The 19,129-nt window shown below is 52.5% G+C and carries 14 protein-coding genes and 3 pseudogenes; 9 read left to right on the top strand and 8 right to left on the bottom strand.

Annotation, left to right across the window (positions count from 1 at the left end; translation table 11 throughout):
• Positions 1-236 precede the first annotated feature (236 nt).
• Entirely contained in the window at positions 237-1,433 is a 1,197-nt protein-coding gene (locus BN8_RS18300; protein ID WP_144051768.1) for a hypothetical protein, read from the top strand.
• On the opposite strand, the pseudogene BN8_RS33810 reads toward BN8_RS18300, so the two are convergent.
• Positions 1,434-1,583, bottom strand: a pseudogene (locus tag BN8_RS33810) (hypothetical protein); the annotation flags it as partial. It lies immediately after the preceding gene.
• A gap of 259 nt (positions 1,584-1,842) precedes the next feature.
• On the opposite strand from BN8_RS33810, the pseudogene BN8_RS33655 reads away from it, so the two are divergent.
• Positions 1,843-2,082, top strand: a pseudogene (locus BN8_RS33655) (transposase); the annotation flags it as partial.
• Between the two features lie 696 nt (positions 2,083-2,778).
• On the opposite strand, the gene BN8_RS33650 reads toward BN8_RS33655, so the two are convergent.
• The gene (locus BN8_RS33650) at positions 2,779-3,027 is read right to left on the bottom strand and encodes a transposase (protein WP_229368116.1); all 249 of its coding nucleotides are present in this window, start codon (positions 3,025-3,027) and stop codon (positions 2,779-2,781) included.
• 264 nt (positions 3,028-3,291) lie between these two features.
• Between BN8_RS33650 and lptB the strand changes: the two genes are divergently transcribed.
• Both lptB and BN8_RS31915 read left to right on the top strand, forming a co-directional pair.
• Positions 3,292-4,023 (top strand): LPS export ABC transporter ATP-binding protein, encoded by a 732-nt coding sequence (lptB, locus tag BN8_RS18285; RefSeq protein WP_009283409.1) that lies wholly within the window; start codon positions 3,292-3,294, stop codon positions 4,021-4,023.
• Between the two features lie 173 nt (positions 4,024-4,196).
• Complete coding sequence (locus BN8_RS31915; protein WP_009283408.1) at positions 4,197-7,838, top strand: choice-of-anchor I family protein; 3,642 nt, start codon at positions 4,197-4,199, stop codon at positions 7,836-7,838.
• Positions 7,839-7,894: 56 nt separating this feature from the next.
• On the opposite strand, the gene recO is transcribed toward BN8_RS31915, so the two are convergent.
• The gene (gene recO, locus BN8_RS18275) at positions 7,895-8,587 is read right to left on the bottom strand and encodes a DNA repair protein RecO (protein WP_009283407.1); all 693 of its coding nucleotides are present in this window, start codon (positions 8,585-8,587) and stop codon (positions 7,895-7,897) included.
• A gap of 129 nt (positions 8,588-8,716) precedes the next feature.
• Between recO and BN8_RS18270 the strand changes: the two genes are divergently transcribed.
• Positions 8,717-9,568: a fumarylacetoacetate hydrolase family protein gene (locus BN8_RS18270; protein ID WP_009283406.1), complete on the top strand. Its 852-nt coding sequence runs from the start codon at positions 8,717-8,719 to the stop codon at positions 9,566-9,568.
• Between the two features lie 68 nt (positions 9,569-9,636).
• Here the strand turns inward: BN8_RS18270 and BN8_RS18265 are convergent, their stop codons facing one another.
• Entirely contained in the window at positions 9,637-10,467 is an 831-nt protein-coding gene (locus tag BN8_RS18265) for a helix-turn-helix domain-containing protein (RefSeq protein ID WP_009283405.1), read from the bottom strand.
• 149 nt (positions 10,468-10,616) lie between these two features.
• On the opposite strand from BN8_RS18265, the gene BN8_RS18260 reads away from it, so the two are divergent.
• From BN8_RS18260 to BN8_RS18250, 3 genes and pseudogenes are all read left to right on the top strand, one after another.
• Positions 10,617-11,513, top strand: coding sequence for an SDR family oxidoreductase (locus BN8_RS18260; protein ID WP_009283404.1), 897 nt, complete (start codon positions 10,617-10,619; stop codon positions 11,511-11,513).
• A 174-nt stretch (positions 11,514-11,687) separates the two neighbouring features.
• Positions 11,688-12,227: a gluconate 2-dehydrogenase subunit 3 family protein gene (locus tag BN8_RS18255; RefSeq protein WP_009283403.1), complete on the top strand. Its 540-nt coding sequence runs from the start codon at positions 11,688-11,690 to the stop codon at positions 12,225-12,227.
• A 30-nt stretch (positions 12,228-12,257) separates the two neighbouring features.
• Positions 12,258-13,977, top strand: a pseudogene (locus BN8_RS18250) (GMC oxidoreductase).
• Positions 13,978-14,028: 51 nt separating this feature from the next.
• Here the strand turns inward: BN8_RS18250 and BN8_RS18245 are convergent.
• The 3 genes from BN8_RS18245 to BN8_RS18235 all read right to left on the bottom strand — a co-directional run bounded on the left by BN8_RS18245 (position 14,029) and on the right by BN8_RS18235 (position 17,360).
• Positions 14,029-15,243 carry a S8 family peptidase gene (locus BN8_RS18245; protein WP_009283401.1) on the bottom strand — a complete coding sequence of 405 codons (1,215 nt, stop codon included), beginning with the start codon at positions 15,241-15,243 and terminating at the stop codon, positions 14,029-14,031.
• A 186-nt stretch (positions 15,244-15,429) separates the two neighbouring features.
• Positions 15,430-16,557, bottom strand: a complete 1,128-nt coding sequence (locus BN8_RS18240; RefSeq protein ID WP_083882517.1) for a 5-(carboxyamino)imidazole ribonucleotide synthase — start codon at positions 16,555-16,557, stop codon at positions 15,430-15,432.
• 104 nt (positions 16,558-16,661) lie between these two features.
• A complete protein-coding gene (locus BN8_RS18235) occupies positions 16,662-17,360 on the bottom strand; it encodes a head GIN domain-containing protein (RefSeq protein WP_009283399.1) in 699 nt (232 codons plus the stop codon).
• Positions 17,361-17,602: 242 nt separating this feature from the next.
• Here BN8_RS18235 and BN8_RS18230 point away from each other — a divergent pair, with 242 nt between their 5' ends.
• Positions 17,603-18,298, top strand: coding sequence for an ABC transporter ATP-binding protein (locus BN8_RS18230; protein ID WP_009283398.1), 696 nt, complete (start codon positions 17,603-17,605; stop codon positions 18,296-18,298).
• On the opposite strand, the gene BN8_RS18225 is transcribed toward BN8_RS18230, so the two are convergent.
• Positions 18,288-19,079 carry an aminotransferase class IV gene (locus BN8_RS18225; protein ID WP_009283397.1) on the bottom strand — a complete coding sequence of 264 codons (792 nt, stop codon included), beginning with the start codon at positions 19,077-19,079 and terminating at the stop codon, positions 18,288-18,290. The genes BN8_RS18230 and BN8_RS18225 overlap by 11 nt on opposite strands.
• Positions 19,080-19,129: the final 50 nt, after the last annotated feature.

Genomic DNA, 19,129 nt, shown 5'->3' with positions numbered 1-19,129 from the left:
CTGAGATTGAGAACGTTGACTCTTCAACATCAACCGTTAAGCACTCAAGTGCGCGCATACCGGCCCCTCCTAAGGCATGGGATATAACACTAGGTGGATCCGGCATTGATCTATTGACTGTTGCCGTAAACAACCCTCATACTTCTGGAGGATATATTTTTGGTGGTTCCTCTAATTCACCGGCTTCTGCCAGCTCTAATGATAAGTTAGAGGCCTATGGAGGGAATGATTACTGGGTGGTTAAAGTAACCGCCGATGGTACTAATAAATATTATAACCGTGCTATGGGCGGTGCAGGTGAAGACCGGTTAGCATCCATCGTGCCGCTGTCGGACGGGACCATGTTGCTAGGCGGATCGTCTAATTCGCCGGCAGCCGATCTGTCTAAAAGCCAAAATTCCAAAGGAGGTTATGATTACTGGATTGTCAAAGTGGACCGCTATGGCAACAGGATATGGGATAAAGTACTCGGGGGAACTAATGAAGACCACCTGACCTCGATGGTGGCAACAAACGACGGGGGCTTTCTGGTAGGGGGCATCTCGGCCTCGTTGGCAGATAAAGTTACGCCGGTAATCGGAAACCCGCTGGGTGGAATAGGCTCTTTCCAACCCCAGCCAGCCAGTAGCGACAAATCAATGAACAGTTGTAACGGCAGCTACGACTACTGGATTGTCAAGGTGGACGGCAACGGCAAGAAGCAGTGGGATATAACCCTGGGCAACGGAGGAAATGATTATTTGGAATCAGTCGTCAAAGCAACCGATGGGGGTTATCTGCTGGCAGGCTACTCTTCTTCTCAGGGGGCGGTAGGTAATAAAACGGCTGCCGCTAAAGGAGGTTATGACTACTGGGTAGTCAAGATTGATGCCAATGGCAACAAGCAGTGGGAGAAGACATTCGGAGGAACGCAGGACGATAAGTTAGCCAAGGCGGCCGCTACGCCCGATGGTGGGTTTGTACTGGGCGGTAGCTCGTCCTCGCCCGCCGGGGCTGACAAGACAGAAGAGTTACGAGGTGCTGCCGGTCAGAACGATTACTGGGTAGTAAAGATTGATGCCAATGGCAACAAACTGTGGGATAAGACGGTTGGGAGCCCGGGCGACGATACCTTTAAGTCGCTGGCCGTAACAACCGACGGGGGTATCTGGTTAGGTGGCGATTCGCCTTCTTTTCCCGGTGATGAAAAAATTGAAATGCCTAAAGGAGGTGGTAGCGATTACTGGATTGCAAAACTGGAAGCGAACGGAAGCTATCAATGGCAGGATAAAACCCTGGGCGGTACTGCTACAGATATATTAGGCGATATACTGATAACCGCCGATGGCGGAATTATTGCCGCCGGTTCTTCTCAATCCCAACCCGGAGGAATCAGTGACAAAAGTGAGCGGCCCAAAGGGATAATGGACTATTGGGTCGTCAAACTCAAATGATCAAACAAGTATTGACCCAAAGGCGGTCTCTGAATTGAAGACCGCCTTTGGGTCGTTCCGTGACAGCTTACCCATTGTATCGGGTACTCGGGTAACATGATCAGGTTGGTATAATTGCTGATGAATCAACGACATTGCTTCTACCCGCTGCTGGCTTTCTCATACGGCCCAAACGGCGCTTTCGTCCTTATATCGGTTCGATTGCAAATATAATAGTCTGGACACAACAGCCCGATTGTTTGTTGATCCGTTCATTGGCATCGATGAAATCAACAACCGTATCACCTGCTGCTTGTAAGTCAAGTACGGGGGCATGCAACATGTGTACGTCGTCAAATGAAAGTGGACAAAAGGGGTGAAAATGGGAAGAGACAATTTCCTAAATGGTTTCTCTTAAATCACCTTGGTTATGTTCAATTCAGCCAAAAAATCTCCGCCTAACCATTCCAAAACGGCCCAGTCTGCTTCAACTACTACCTCCGAGCGCAAGCCGATCTTATCCATTATCAAAGACATTCAACGACAAACCCGACGGCAATACTCCGCTGAAGAGAAGATTCGCATTGTGCTGGAAGGTCTACAAGGCGAACAGTCAGTAGCCGAGATTTGTCGACGGGCAGGACTCAATGCCAACATTTATTATCGGTGGATCGGACCGATTCCTATGATTCAAGCAACAACGGGGGAATAAAAATCTTTAGAACGTGTTGGGAAATTAAGTTTGGTGCTGGGGCTTGATCCGTTGTAGCATCAGTTGAATGTTGGCTAAATACAACCAAGCCACCGAAGAAGATAGCGTATACTCCGTAATCTTTGACAAGTCGACGGAAGAACGGGGTCGCCCGTGCGATTCGTCCAGGCAGTGCTCCGCTCTACCACCCACTGTTTCACCACAGGTACGAATCCTCGAGCTGACTGGGGGCGTGACGCCTTTTCAAAATTGATCGCACCGGCGAACCGGCTCCATTGTTCTAAAGCTCTGGCGAAAATACCATTATAAGCCTGGTCACCATAGATCTTTTCTAAGCGCTCATTAAGCAGGGCAATCTCGGTCACCAAAGTTGCAGCCGCCCCATCATCAGCTTGGTCGGCCCGGTGCACGCAAGCCAACTAAAGCCGACCTTCCGTATCAACAACGAACTATCGTTTGCGTCTGTTGACACGTTTATAGGCATCTAACCCTCGGTATTCACTAGCCAAAGGTGCCAGCTTAACCGCACCGGCGGACCGGCTCTGGCTGTCAATGCTAAGTACGGAAGGCTCTGCCTCTCTGCCGACTTGTTTTCGATCCTCTTTGTTGAGGTGACGATTAATTTGTTCCAGAGTGCCGTCCTGCTTCCATTAGTCAAACCGGGTCGCCGGTGCGATAGTAGTAGACGGCTTGCCAATTGGGCCACTCTTGAGGTAATTTCGCCATTGATATCGCACCGGCGAACCGGCCGGTTCGTAGCAGCCATAAAATGATGTTGATCATCTGCCGTAAATCGTGTTTACGCTTGCGTTTGAGGTGGAAAAAAGGTGAAATTGCGTCCCATTGAGGGTCGGTCAGTGGCTTCCACTGTTTGGTTATGACTCTGTAGTTTGGCGACCACAAAGATGGTACGACTCTCAACTTTTCTTAATTCCCTAACACGCTCTTAGCCCGGTTCTCCTAAAAATAGTTAAAAGGTTGCTTGGGTAGCAATTTTCCGGCTTCGCTTTAAGTTGAGGCTATAACTCCTTTTGGCGGCAGGTGATGGGCTTACCGGAGTGGATCGTATCTTCGCGGTGGCGAGCAACACACGGTTAAACAAACCGGCTCGAACCTGACCTGCCTTCGTAGGGTTTAAAAGCAGGAGAACAGTTACATGGCTCAACCATGATTTTAAGAACGGAAAATTTAATCAAGAAATACGGCTCACGGCTGGTTAATAACAACGTTTCGTACCAGGTCGAACAGGGCGAAATTGTGGGATTGCTCGGGCCGAACGGCGCAGGTAAGACCACATCCTTCTATATGGCCGTAGGGCTGGTGAAACCCAACAGCGGTAAAGTCTACATCGATAATACTGATGTTACGGACCTGCCAATGTATAAGCGGGCGCGGCTGGGGTTAGGGTATCTGGCTCAGGAAGCCTCGGTCTTCCGCGACCTGTCCGTTGAAGAAAATATATTGGCGGTACTGGAAATGAGCGATTTGCCCCGGAAGCAGCAACGCGACAAGGTTGAAGAACTGCTGAATGAGTTCAGCCTGACGCACGTTCGCAAGAATAAAGGAAAAGTGTTGTCGGGGGGGGAGCGTCGGCGGACGGAGATTGCCCGGGCGCTGGCGGTAGATCCCAAGTTTATTCTGCTCGACGAACCATTTGCGGGCGTTGACCCCATTGCGGTAGAGGACATCCAGAGCATTGTGGCCAAACTCAAGCACCGGAACATCGGGATTCTGATCACCGACCACAACGTGAATGAGACCCTTTCGATCACCGACCGCGCGTATCTGCTGTTCGAAGGAAAAATCCTGAAACAGGGTACCGCTGAGGACCTGGCGAACGACGAACAGGTTCGGCGGCTATACCTCGGGCAGCATTTTGAACTGAAGCGAAAAATCTGACGTAACATAGTCATAAAGAACAAGCCCGACATTGTACAATGTCGGGCTTGTTGTGTTATAAAGGTTTGATATTCAAGGGTGTAGGCCTCTGGTAAGCTTAACGTTCAGGTAATATTCGGTTTTCTAATTTTAACCGCTTATTAATCTGATTATCTACTAACAATCACCCTTGTATGAAGAGACTTTTCCTGTTTGCATTGCTGGTGCTCGGCCCGCTGTTGTCGTTTGCTCAGTTAGCGCCCGGCAGTATTGTTTTCACAGGTATCAATGGCGATGGGAGCGACGATCTGGCCTTTGTGGTCCTGGACGCAATTCCAGCCAACACTACCATTTATTTCCGGGATTCTGAATGGACCGGCTCTTCTTTCCCGTTAAATGACGAAGGAAGAATCACCTGGAATACGGGTGGGGCTATCATTCCGGCTGGTACGGTCGTAACCTTTACTAATGTAAACAACGCAGCACCGACGGCCAGTGTTGGATCGGCTACCCAGGTGGGTAACCCCGGCATTTCTAATGATGGGGATGGCGTTTTTGCATTCCTTGGATCAGACGATAATACGCCTACCACCTTTCTGGCGGCTGTTGCTACGAATGGCTCTGCTAGCTTTGGCTCCCTCAGCGGGACGGGCCTGTCGCTCGGCAGTACGGCCGTAGCGCTGAGCGGTGAGGTAGCCATCGGTACTTATACCGGTACCCGAACCGGAATTTCACGGAGCTGCTTTCCGTCAGTTATTAATAATTCGGCTAACTGGCAAACCCAGCTAAACAGCAGTGGTAACCAGGCGGCCGACGGCACTGCACCCGACGTTCCGTTCAGCACAACGGCATTCACGTTTGGAGCCTCATGCCCACTGCCGACCGTAGCCTTTAGTGCCGCCAGCCAGGTAGTTAATGAAAATGCCGGTCAGGCTACCGTAACGCTCACGATCACCAATCCAGGCAGCCAGAGCGCATCGGTGCAGCTTATTGTATCTTCAGGATCGGCTACGAACGGCAGCGATTATACCCTGTCGGTGCCCCAGACGGTGACCTTCGCGGCTTCATCGGCGGCTAATCAGACCGTAACGATACCGATCACAGATGATGCGTCGGCGGAAGCGGATGAATACATTGTGCTGCGGTTGCAGAATGCAGTCAGTGCGCAGATCGGTTCAGCGAACTCGCAGATCGTTTTTATTAAGGATAACGATAAAACAGCCCCCACCAGCAGTAATCCCGGCTTTCAGCTTCAACTGCTGACCAGCTACCGCAACCCAACGGCGGGTTCTTCAGAAATTGTTACGTTCGACAAAGGCAGCAAGCGCCTGTTCATTGCCAACTCGGTTGGTAATAAAATTGACATTGTCAACTTCGCCAATCCATCGGCACCAACGCCCATTACGTCCATCGACGTATCGGCGCTGGGCGGGAGCATCAACAGCGTAGCGGCCCGCGACGGTATCGTAGCAGCCGCGATCGAGAGCATACCGAAGACGAACAACGGTAAAATCGTCTTCTTCGACGTCAATGGAACGAAACTGAACGAAGTAACAGCCGGTGCGCTGCCCGACGCTGTCTTCTTCTCGCCCGATGGGAAGTACGTCGTAACGCCCAACGAAGGTGAACCGTCGAATGATTACCAGATTGATCCGGAAGGATCGGTGACCATCGTCGACATCAGTGGAGGCATTGCCAATCTGTCGCAGGCCAACGCCACCACGGTCAGCTTTGCACCACTGAACGGTATGAAAGCTATGCTGCACAGCATGGGCGTTCGGCTGTTTGGTAAGAAAGGGGGCGTAACGGATGGCAGCAGCGTAGCCGAAGACCTGGAGCCGGAATACATCACGTTCACCCCCGATTCGAAGCTGGCGTACGTAACCTTGCAGGAGAACAACGCGATTATTGTTATCGACCTGGTCAACAAAACCATTGCCACAAAGGATGGCCAGCCGTTCATTAAGTCGCTCGGCGTAAAAGACCACAGTCTGGCGCAAAACGCTCTCGACCCGACCGATCAGGGCGGGAACCAACTGCTGTTGACCGTTCCGGTTTTTGGTATGTACATGCCGGATGCCATCGCATCATTCACCGCCAATGGCCAGACGTATTTTGTGACGGCCAATGAGGGTGATGCCCGTGAGTACGAACCCGTACTGGTTGAAGAAACCCGGATCGGTTCATTGAATCTGGACCCAACGGCTTATCCGAACGCGGCCGATCTGAAAAGTAACCTGCTTCTGGGACGCCTGAACGCGACAAACCAGACAGGAGATACGGACGGTGACGGCGACATCGATAAAATTCACGTACTGGGTGGTCGCTCGTTCACGGTATGGGATGCCAATGGTAATCTGGTGTGGGATAGTGGCGATGATTTTGAACGTTACACCCGCGACAACTTCCCGAACCTCTTTAACGCCGACAATGGTACGTCGGTATCGGTGAAAAACCGCAGCGACAACAAGGGTCCTGAACCCGAAGGCATCACTACGGCTCAGATTGGTGGGAAAACCTACGCGTTCATCACACTGGAACGTATTGGTGGTGTAATGGTCTACGACGTAACGAACCCAATGGCTCCGCAGTTCGTAACCTACACGGTGAACCGGAGTGTACCGCCTAATAACGCCACCGACGATCGAGGTCCGGAAGGCATAATCTTTATCTCAGCCACCGATAGCCCCAACGGTAATCCGATTGTGCTGCTCGCGAACGAAACAAGTAATTCAATTTCGGTATATCAGGTCAATGGTGTTCAGAGTCAGCAGCCGCTGGCTTTGATCGATCCTTTGTATAACTGCGCTACGGGTGAAATTACGTTCCGCAGCGAAGGAGGAGATGGTTCACCCGTTGAGTACATGGCGATCGGCGTAAAACCATACAGCACAAATCCGAATGGTGTGATTGAGGCCGAGAAACGTAATGACCCCAACAGTGGTACAGTCATCACACTCATGGCTCGTCAGAACGGGGTAGTCGTCACGCGTGACTTTGATTTCGGAGCATTCTGTGGCGGTAGTAACCCATCGGAGCCGCTGAAACTTATCCAGCCCGACTACAACTGCCAGACTGGTGCGATTACGTTCAAGACGACGGGCGGAAACGGTACGCCGATTGAGTTCCGGGCGATTGGCATTCAGGACTGGTCAACTAACCCCAACGGCGTGATCGATGCCGCGAAGCGTAATGATCCGAATAGCGGTACGGTCGTAACGCTGATGGCCCGCCAGAATGGCGTAGTGGTGATGCTGGATTTTGATTTTGGAGCCTTCTGTGGCGGTAGTAACCCATCGCAGCCGCTGGCTTTGATTGAGCCACTTTATAACTGCCAGACTGGTGCTATCACATTCCGTACAACGGGTGGCGACGGCACCCCGATTGAGTTCCGGTCGGTGGGAATCAAGGATTGGTCAACAAATCCGAACGGTGTCATCGAACAGGAGAAACGCAATGACCCCAACAGTGGTACGGTCGTAACCCTGATGGCTCGTCAGAGTGGGGTAGTGGTCATGCGTGACTTTGACTTCGGGGCCTTCTGCCGCCAGAGCGCCCGCGTGGCTGCTACCGAAGCCGTTGAATCCCTGAACGTACGGCTTCTGGGTAACCCGGCTAAGGAAGACGTAATCGCCGAAATTCAGGGTGCAGCCGGTCAGACGTTGACGGTTTCGCTGACGGACCTTAACGGCCGGGCTGTCGAGACGAAAACCATCGATAAGGCAGCAGCGACCGAGTGGACTGTGTTCGACGTACGTCGGCAGCCGACGGGAGTGCTGTTGCTGAAAGTGGCTACACCTAAACAGACCAAAACGGTTCGGGTCGTGAAGCAGTAAACACAACTTTCATATAGCGTTACACAACGCCCCGGCCAGACGACCGGGGCGTTGTGTTATCCCAGCACTTCACGCAGCACGGGCAGCGATTTAACTTCGCCCAGCGAATCGATGTGAATCTTGTAGTACGACACCAGCGCATCCAGCAATTCATTCCGGCCGGAGCGGCTCAGTTTGATGGCTGTACCCAGCGGCTGACGTAACATGGTGTTGAGCGCGTTGGTCAGTTCGTCGTCGGCCAGGAAAGGCACCGAATTTTCGTGCAACTGGTCCTCAAACTCACGGGCGCTTTCGGGACCAAAACCCAGAAAAAACGATAGTTTGAGCAGGAACGTCAGGTGGAAGTTTTCGTAGTTCGTCCGGGCGTCTTCCAGAAACAGGACCGAGTCGATCAGAAACCGGAACAGCATCGGGTTACTGGCTTCTTCCTTCAATGTCTTGGTCAGCATTTCCGTCACGAAAATGGCCATACTCGATTTGGCAACTTCAAACGGAATGCTTTGGAACGGATAGCTCGTTTTGGCCTCCGACAGCCGGTGTAAATCGCGGTCGTCTTTGTAATAGACAACCATTTCCAGCAGCGTCAGGGGCTGAAACATGGCGATTTTGTTCGACTTACTTTTGGCCGAACGGACACCGTTGACGATGTAGCTCTGCAAACCAAATTCTTCGGTATAAACGCGGGCTATGATGGAGGTTTCGCGGTAACGCAGGTAGCTAAGGGCAATGCCCCGGGTCTTTTGCAGCATACTGTTGTCTGGCCACCGAATGTCTCTGGAGAAACTCGGTGGTTGTTAATCGGATAGTTACTAATATAACAAAATTGGCTGGAATTTTCGCGGGTTTACCTTATAATTGGCGAATTTCCGAACCTTCGCATGAAACTTTACAAAACCCGCCACGGCATTGTCGTCGAACATGACCGTACTAATGGACCCGTCCAATTTCACCGCGCCCCTTCCGATGACTGGGATTACTTAGTCAATCAGGATAATCTCTATCAATTTCTGGCGCAGGAAGTGCCTTCGTCGGCAGCGTCGGACGAGTACCAGAACTGGATCAAATCAGATCTGATGGCACCCATCGGCCAGCAGGAAGTCTGGGCGTCGGGCGTTACGTACCTCCGCAGCCGCGATGCCCGTATGGAGGAGTCCAAGAAGGCAGGCGGTGGCGACTTCTACGACCGCGTGTACGACGCCGACCGGCCTGAATTATTCTTTAAATCGACGGCTACACGAGTGGTTGCCCCAGGCGATGAGGTGCGTATCCGGCAGGATTCAACCTGGAACGTACCGGAGCCGGAACTGACCCTGTTTATTACGTCGAGCGGTAAGATTGTAGGCTACACCTGCGGCAACGACATGAGTTCGCGAAGCATCGAAGGCGAAAACCCGCTGTATCTGCCCCAGGCCAAAACCTACGACGGAAGTGCGGCTTTAGGTCCCTGTCTGTACGTACCGGAAAAGCCCATAGCCGCCGATGCGCAAATCCGGCTCGAAATTAAACGGAACAACGAAACCGTTTTCGACAACAGCATCGGCATTGATCAGATGAAGCGCAAACACGACGAACTGGTGTCCTTCCTCTATCGCGAATGCTCGTTCCCGAATGGTTGCTACCTCATGACGGGTACGGGGATTGTGCCGCCCGACAATTTTACCCTGGAAAAGGGCGACATCGTTCGGATTACGATTGATGGCATCGGAACACTTGAAAATCCGGTAGGATGAGGTAGTAGAAGTTTCTACGTAGCGATAAGCATGGAGCGGAGCCGACAACGGCTCCGCTTTTTTACTGGTCAATAAAACTTTCCTGGTTTACTGATACACATGCCGCCCTGCGCCAGTTGGTTAATGAACTGTCGGGGTGAAATGCCCATATACTGCTGAAAATCTTTGATGAGGTGGCTTTGATCGTGGTAACCATATTCGGACACGAGCGACAGCCAGTCAACGGACGGTGTGGGTTGTTGGAAGAGAAACGTAAGCACTTTCTTAAAACGAAGGAACCGCACCAGTTCCCTGGCCGAGTAGCCCAACTGTTTCTGAAGTGTTAGCTGGATCATACGGGCCGAAACCTGCTGTTGAGTAGCCAATAGTTTGACTGGTTCAACGACCGTATTGTTGACATACGGGATACTTTCAATCATTGAGTTTGTGGTTGAATCAGCCGGGGCGGCATACGTCAGGGCGTATTCGTTCAGCAACTGTAATCGATCTGCCAACGTGGTCATCTGGGCCAACTGACTCCATATATCCTCAAAGCAGGGTTTGTTCAGCAGTACGTCGGGGTTGTGGATGTCCTGCGTTTTCAGTTCCTGCATGGGTACCCGTAGCAGGCGGTAAAAGCCGTTCAGGGTGAAGTTCACGACAATCAGGTCGGCTCCGGCGGGTAGTTCATACGTCAGCGTTTTCTGCAACGGACCCAGCACCGCTGTCCGGCTAATGACGTAGGGCGCATCGCCCAGGCTGCCTGAAATTGCCGGGCCGAAATTAAACACCAGCAGCATCTCATAGTTCGGTACTAATTGCTGCTGGAGCGGTGCATCCTGAGGCCCCTGCTGAACGCAGTAATAATGACTGAACACGGTCGCCAGTCGTTCATCGGCTTCAATCAGTTGGCTGTTCATGGCCTGAGTCCCGTTTCGTTTTCTTACAATTTTACCCGGCTGCGGTAGTGGACCTTTGTAGCGTCAGAACAAAATAAACTTCATTTCTGCTCACTCAGGTCAAGGAAGGTTCTGGCGCTGTCCTGATGGAGCCTTAAACGCCAAAACGTATGAATACCGCAGCAATTTCACAACATGAATCTACAGTGCCCGCTATTCTTATCACAGGAGCAACAGGCAGCGTTGGGTCGGAAGTAATCAAACAGCTATCCGACCGGGGCATTGCGTTTCGGGCGATGGTCCGATCGGCCAACGATGTCGATCGGCTGTCAACCCTGCCGGGTGCTGAGGTCGTGCTGGGCGACTTCAACGACCCGGCTACGTTGGCAAAAGCGCTGGCGGGTATAGAGCGCGCTTTTGTACTAACAAATTCGTCGGAGCAGGCCGAAACGCAGCAACTCAGGTTTGTCGCTGAAGCCCAGCGGGCGGGGGTTCAGCATCTTGTCAAACTATCGCAGTATGCAGCCGACCGTAATTCGCCCGTACGGTTTCTGCGTTACCATGCGGTTGTTGAGGATGCAATTCGGGAGTCGGGCATGAACTTTACGTTTCTGCGCCCGAATCTGTTCATGCAGGGCCTGTTAGGCTTCCGCGAGCCGATCAGGCAACAGGGTAAGTTCTTTGCTGCCGTCGGCACTGCCCGGATCAGTGTCGTTGACGTTCGTGACATTGCCTCCGTAGCAGCAGCCACCCTGACTGAGCCGGATCATGATGGAAAAACGTATACCATTACTGGCCCGGACGCCCTGACGCACGCCGAAATGGCCGACCAACTGGCCGATGCGCTTGGCAAGCCTGTCGCGTTTGTGGATGTGCCACCGGCGGCTATGCGGCAGGCGCTGGCAGCGGCCGGATTTCCGGATTGGCAGACCGATGGACTGCTCGAAGACTACGCGCATTACAGCCGAAACGAAGCATCGGCTGTGTTGCCGGATGTGCAAGAGGTTACCGGTAAGGCGGCTCGAACATTTGCTGATTTCGCTCGGGATTACGCGAGTTTTTTCTGAGTACGTGGGGTAATCGCTGACAGATCAGTTAGAACGCTGATTGTCATGATTCTTATGATTAATCATGATAAACTCATAAAAATCATGACAATCAGCGTTCTATACGTAGTAGTAGAAACAATAGCTTACTTGTCTTTTCAATAGATTAAGCGTAATACTTACCAGTACCTGATTATGCAGCGACGATCCGTACTTAAAAATTTGGCCATCGGTGTTGGCGGGTTAATAAGCCTACCCGCCTGGGCCTCCAACTGGACCCCTGATTCGATCGGAAACGTTTCGATTGTTTCGTTCAACGAAGAAGCATTACTGGGCGAATTAGTCGAAACGTTTATTCCGCAGACGGATACCCCCGGTGCTAAGTCGCTCGGGGTGCATCAGTTCGTGTTGCGCATCATTCGGGATTGCTACGGTCAGTCGGCGCTGACGACGTTGCAGCAGGGGCTGGGTCTGACCGATGCCACTGCACAACAGACATACAGCAAAGGGTTCATGGAATGCGATGCCGCACAGCGCAAGGACGTACTGACGAAGCTGTCGGCATCTACCGATCCCGTTGGTAAACCATTCGTCGACATGGTGAAAGGGCTGACGATCCGTGGCTATACAAACTCGGAGTTCTACCTCGTGAACGTACAGAAATACGTCATGGCTCCGGGCTATTACCACGGCTGCGTGCCGGTTCAGAAAATTGCCGTGAACGGCACTCGTTAATTAACCGTCTTATCCTCTTCCAATAAGCACATGGCTTTTCTTAATATAGATTCAGTTAAAGAGCGTACGTTCGATGCTATCGTAATTGGTTCCGGCATCAGTGGTGGCTGGGCAGCTAAAGAATTAACCGAAGGCGGACTGCGGACCCTTGTACTGGAACGGGGCCGTGACGTAAAACACATCACTGACTACCCCACTACGATGATGCAGCCGTGGGAGTTTCCGCACGGCGGACAACTGTCCAAGGAATATCTGGATGCTAACCCGATTGCCAGCCGTTGCTATGCGAACCGGGAGGATGCCAGCCATTTTTTTGTCAAAGACGCCGAGCACCCCTACGTACAGGAGAAACCATTCGACTGGATTCGGGGCTACCACGTAGGCGGAAAATCGCTGATGTGGGCGCGGGGAACGCAGCGCTGGTCGCAGTACGACTTCGATGGTCCCGCCCGCGACGGTTTTGCGGTGGAGTGGCCAATTGGCTACAAGGACATCGCCCCCTGGTATAGTCACGTGGAAAAGTTCGCCGGTATTTCGGGCAACAAAGACGGGCTGCCGCAACTGCCCGACGGAGAATTTCTGCCACCCCACGAACAGTCGTGCGTGGAGAAGCACTTCACGGAGCAGATGGCCAAGCATTACAACGGCACGAGACCCATCATCATCGGACGGTGCGCTCACCTGACCAAACCGCAGCCCATTCATTACCAGCAGGGGCGGGCGCAGTGCCAGAACCGCTCGTTGTGTCAGCGGGGATGCCCGTACGGCGGGTATTTCAGTTCGAACTCATCGACACTCCCGTGGGCGGCTAAAACCGGCAAAATGACTCTCCGGCCGGATTCTGTCGTGCATTCGATTATCTACGACGAAAAGAAGGGGAAGGCATCGGGCGTTCGGGTGATCGATGCGCACACCAAAGCGGTAACGGAGTACTACGCAAAAATCATCTTCGTCAATGCCGCCTGCCTGAACAGCAACCTGATCCTGCTCAACTCAACGTCGAACCGCTTTCCGAACGGGCTGGGCAACGACAACGGCTTACTGGGTAAATACGTAGCGTTCCATAATTTCCGTACTACGATCTCGGCCGAATACGAAGGCTTCCTGGACACAACAACCGAAGGCATCCGCCCGAACAGCAGCTACATTCCGCGGTTCCGGAACGTATTCAAGCAGGAAACCGATTTTCTGCGCGGATATGCCGCCGGGTTTGGGTCTAGCCGGATGACCAGCGCCGATACGTCGGGCATTGGAGAAGATCTGAAAGCAAGTCTGATGCAGCCCAAGTACGGCAACTGGCGCGTGGGGTCGCACATGATGGGCGAAACAATTCCGAAAGAAAAGCAATTACATTGCTTTGGACCCGAATCTGACCGATCCGTGGGGCATTCCACAGCTACGTATTTCGGTTGGATACGACGACAACGACGAGAAGATGATCCGGGATTTTCATGAGCAGATGACCGAGATGCTGACCGTAGCCGGTTTTACCAACATTCAGACGCACGACAAACCTGACAAAGCCCCGGGGCTGGACATTCACGAAATGGGGGGCGTCCGCATGGGTAAAGACCCGAAAACGTCCTTACTGAACAAGTGGAACCAGTTCCACACCTGCAAGAACGTATTCGTCACAGACGGTGCCTGTATGACGTCAACGTCGACGCAAAACCCCTCGCTGACATTCATGGCCATTACGGCGAGAGCAGCCAATTATGCGTTGAAAGAACTCCGTAAAGGAAATTTATAGTGTAGAAAGCCTATCGCCCGGATCCATTCCGGGCGATGGGCTTTCTGCCGATTAAGGAATGCGCGAGGCTTTTGGGTCCGGGTTACCATCCCGGTCGCCGGTAACAAATCCTTTTCCGTAAATTTTACCGCCGGTTGCCAGCAAAATACCCGCCAGGTGGGCCGTTGACATTGAGGTTCCCTCCGAGAAGAAGGTATACCCACCGTTGTTCACCGTCGACTTAATGCTTACGCCCGGGGCGGCAAAATCGATGGGGGGATTACCTGAGCAGGAAATTTTGGCAAAAACTCCTTTGCTGTTGTGAGCCGATGCGGTAAAAATAGTCGGGCCGTTTACCCGCCCTGGCGAAAAGCGATTAGCATCCGTGACTTCGTAGGTATTGCCCGCCGATATGGCAATGAAAACATTGACAGCCTGCGCTAAACGCAAAACGGCTTCATCCGCTGAAGGAGCGTCCTGCGCACCGACACTCAGATTCACCACATCGCCTGCTTTAGCGTTGGCTGCTACGTAATCGATACCGGCAATGAACGTAGAAAGCGTAATATCGTTAAAGCGATGACCAACTTTGACCGGGATCACAGTCGCGCCCGCAGCAATACCGACAACGCCGTACGTGTTATTTTTAGCGGCAATGATACCGGCCATATGCGTGCCATGCCCGTGGTTGTCGTCCAGTGACGTAGACCCTTGGCCGGTTATTACAAAATTCTTACCACGTTTGGCGTCAACATTCAGGTCAGGGTGATCCAGGTCAATGCCGGTATCCACAATCCAGGCTACGTTGGAACCGGTATAGTTAGTTGGGCCGCCAACGGCTGCAATGCCCCAGGGCGTTTCCTGCTTGGCCGAAGGGCGAGCCCCAGCTTCATCGACACGTTTAGGCTCCGTAACCGCCATAAGCCGGTCTGACTCGATTCTTGATACGTAAGGGCTTTTCTGAAGTTGTTCGACCTGCTCAGGTGTAAGCCGGGCTGAGAAGCCTGTCATAACTGACGTGTACACCTGCTCAACCAGCGCCGGGTCAAACTTGAATTGTTTTAATAGACGAGTTGCCTGTTGTTCCATCATCGCAACCCGATCATTGTACGTTCCCGACAGTCGGGCGTTTTCGTACGGAAGTGCTTTAAGCGTGACGATGTACTGGTCTTTAATTGCTAAAGGGTGAGACTGATCAGTAACGGAATCAGGAGATTGGCAACTGGTAATCAGGATTACGCAACCCAAAAGTGAGGATACTGTTTTTGAAAGTAATTTTCTATTCATCGTTTGGAAAAATTGAATAGGAAAATTAGCAAGAACAGCTTGGTCGACAAGCGGTCAGTATCCCCTGGAGTATACTTTTCATTGATATTTAATACATTAAAGTAATCTGGTGAGAAATAGCCTAAGGGTCAGAGCGTTTTGGGCAGGGATTTATCACGGAAATTCAGACTCGGAGCGCTGAACGAATCACTCACTAATTATGCGTATACTATCTCGAACAACGGCAACTTTTTCGCGAAGCCGTTCCAGATTGCTATCCATGACCGTAACGTGTCCCATTTTACGGAACGGCTTCGTTATAGCCTTTCCGTAGAAAAACGGGAATACACCCGGTAGGGCCAGCAGCGTTTCGAGGCCTTCGTAACGGGCAGGCCCCGTATGACCGGCTTCTCCCAGGAGATTTACCATGGCCGCCGGCTGGTAGTACGTCGTGTCGCCGAGCGGATAGTTCAGGATAGCCCGCCAGTGCTGTTCAAACTGCGACGTTACGTTGGCCCGGATCGTGTGATGGCCGCTGTTGTGAGGGCGGGGAGCAACTTCGTTAATCAGTACGTGGCCCTCTTTATCCAGAAACAGTTCGACCGCCAGCAGGCCTACAATGCCAAACGCATCGGCGGTTCGGCGGGCGATGTCCTGCGCCTGCTCATTGACTGCATCCGAAATTTCGGCTGGTGCAAACAGGTATTCGACCAGGTTCAGTTCAGGATGAAACACCATTTCGACGGTCGGGAACGTACTGACGTCGCCCCGTTCGTTACGGGCTACAATGACAGCTAGTTCCTTCTCAAAATCAACGGCTTTTTCCAGTACGCCCGGGGCGTCAAATGCCTTGTCGGCGTCATTGATGGAGACAATACGCTGCACCCCGCGACCATCGTAGCCATCGCGACCCAGTTTGTGGAAGGCGGGCAGGAAATCGGCTGAGCTGGCAACGTCAGCGCGGTTTTCGGTCAGGATAAAATCGGCCGTGGGGAGACCGTGGTCGCGGTAAAATTGCTTTTGCAGCCGCTTGTCCTGAATGGTCCGGATAACCGACGGTTGCGGAAACACCCGTTTGCCTTCCCGTTCGAGGGCCTCAAGGGCATCTACGTTGACCCGTTCAATCTCGATGGTCAGTACGTCGACGGCCTGGCCAAATTGGTAAACAGTATCGTAGTCGGTTAGCGAACCTTGGGTGAACTGCGTGCAGAGATGTCGGCAGGGAGCTTCTGCATCGGCGTCGAGAACATGAACGCGAAGATTCCAGTCAATACTGGCTTGTAGTAACATGAGGCCGAGCTGGCCCCCGCCAAGAATGCCAATTGTGGGTGTCAAAATAGTTTGTGGTTTGTAGTTTGCAGTTAACCGGTTAGGGTGCCGTTAACTTCATGCTGCAAACTTCTAACTACAAACCACAAACTACAACTACAAACCACAAATTAATCCCGCCGGGTGATATCCGAACCGCCTGACTCACTTTTGGCCAGAACCTTTGCCGGACCGTAGTAGTAAAGGTCGCTGCCGCCGGTGGCCCGCATGGAAATTTCTTTGGTCGCGTTGACGTACACATCCGAGCCGCCGGTTGAGCGGGCGTTGCAGATTTCGGCGGTTAGTTTACGGGCGTCGAGTTCAGAGCCGCCCGAACCATCGGCATTTAGCTTGCGGACGGAGCCCTGAAGAATCACGTCGGCACCCCCCGAAGCCGCTACGTTCAGTTCGTCGGCTTTGAGGTTCAGCTTAACATCAGAGCCACCCGATGCATCCAGGTTCAGGTTTCTAAAGGAAAGACTCCCTTCGCTCAGGACGTCGGACCCCCCGCCTGCTTTTAACTCAGTGAGTTGTTTGACCGTTACGTAGGCTTTTACGTAGCGGTTGCGGCCAAAGTTGAAGAGCATCGATCCCTTACGGTCTATGGTTAAGAATAAAATGCCATTCCTGACTTCCGAACGAACCTCGTCTTCCTCAACTCCCTTGACGTCGAAGGTTAGTTTCTCGGCGTTGCCCTGGCTGAGAAAGACATCAATGCCGCTACTAACCCGCAGGCCTGTAAAAGTCGGAACAGGACGGTCTTTTCGCCACGTATCATCGCTATGTAGTAAACCGGGAAGGAGTAGAAACAGGAGTGTGATTGATTTCATGCGATAGAGGATTAAGTAATTGCCAGGAAGATGCTAAAAAAGTAGGTCACGTTGCACTGTCAGCCGAAAAAATGTCCGCTTTTGAACAACGCGCTGTCCGGCAGCGGACGACCCTATTTTTTATACTTTTGTAAATTATTGTAAGATAGTAACTTACAAGGCTGGCACGAGGGTTGTCGACGATTGGGCAGCTCATTTGCTGTCCTCTTAACCGAAACAGTCTATACACGAACTACCTGCGCATGTCAACTTTACTCTCGCTTCGCAACGTCTCGAAATTTTACCCGGCCGGATTTGGACGGGTCTACGTCCTTCGCAACATCAACCTGGATATTGCCGAGGGGGAATTTATTTCCATCATGGGCCCGTCGGGCTCGGGTAAATCAACCCTGCTCCACATTCTGGGGCTCCTCGAAGAGCCATCGGAAGGAGAATACCTGTTTCAGGACGAACCCGTGCAGAAGCTGTCGGAGAAGAAACGGACCGAACTGCACCGTACCCGGATCGGCTTTGTGTTCCAGGCGTATCACCTGATCGATGAACTCACGGTGTACGAAAACATCGAAACGCCGTTGCTGTATAAGGGCCTGAGCGGGTCGGAGCGGAAAAGCCGGGTGGCCGAACTCCTCGACCGGTTCAACATGGTGGCTAAGAAAGACCTGTTCCCGACGCAGCTATCGGGTGGGCAGCAGCAACTGGTAGGCATTGCCCGCGCGCTGGCGGCTAATCCGAAGGTGATTTTCGCCGACGAGCCGACCGGTAACCTACATTCAGATCAGGCCCGCGACATTATGGAACTGTTCCGCGAACTGAACCAGAAAGATGGCGTGACAATCGTTCAGGTGACACACTCCGAAGTGAACGCCGGCTACGGCAACCGAATCCTGAGACTGAAAGACGGCTGGCTCGAACCCGAAAAAGCGGTGCTTAATCCGTAAAAATCCGTTGTATCTGCGCCATCTGTATGCTGTCAAACTGTCCGTTGAAGACCTGAATGCCCATCACATTGGCCGCAAAAAGAACGTCAATCGGTTCGGTCAGGGGAGGGGGGAACAGGCCTTCCTGGGCATCCGGAAACGCACGGAGTAATTGCCGACGGGCAATGCCATTCACGCAGCCGGTTTGCAGGGATGGGGTAACCAGCGTTCCGTTTCGAAACCAGAATAGGTTCGACGCCACGCACTCCGCAGCGGACCCGTCGGTACTCAGCAGGATAACATCATCCAGCTTGTGAGCCTGCCGGTGCAAACCCGCCAGTACGTAGGGAAGCGCGTTGAGGGTCTTAAATTCCGAAACCACCGATTTCGAAAGCCGTACTCCGTCGTAAATTCCGATGTGGGATTTGCCCGTAATCGCAAACGGTTGTCCGGGTTGGGCGGTAATGAGCCACTCGGACCCGTTGCTGGTTGGCGTATAAAGTCCTCCGGGGCGACGCCAGACCTGAATTTTGATCCGCGCCGGCTGACTGTTCAGCCCGTTACGGGCAATCAGATCGAGGGTTTGCTCATGCAACTGATCGAGCCTGGCCGCAGGGACAGACAACTGCAACGTAGCCATGCCTTTTGTGAGCCGGTCGAGGTGGTCGGTCCAGAACCACAGCCGACCGGACTCGTACCGGATGGTTTCAAACAACCCGTCGCCGTACTGAAACGCCCGATTATCGGGCAGGAGATTAAAGGTCTGCTGATTAATTATATCCGAATTATAGACCAGATACATGCTTTTTTTTAACCGTTTGTACCAAAACGGTAGATTGACCGAAGTTTACT

Origin of the sequence: Fibrisoma limi BUZ 3 (genome assembly GCF_000296815.2) — a bacterium.
GTDB lineage: Bacteria > Bacteroidota > Bacteroidia > Cytophagales > Spirosomataceae > Fibrisoma > Fibrisoma limi.
The sequence above is the reverse complement of the archived record's forward strand: the minus strand, read 5'-3'. Positions and strand labels throughout refer to the sequence as shown.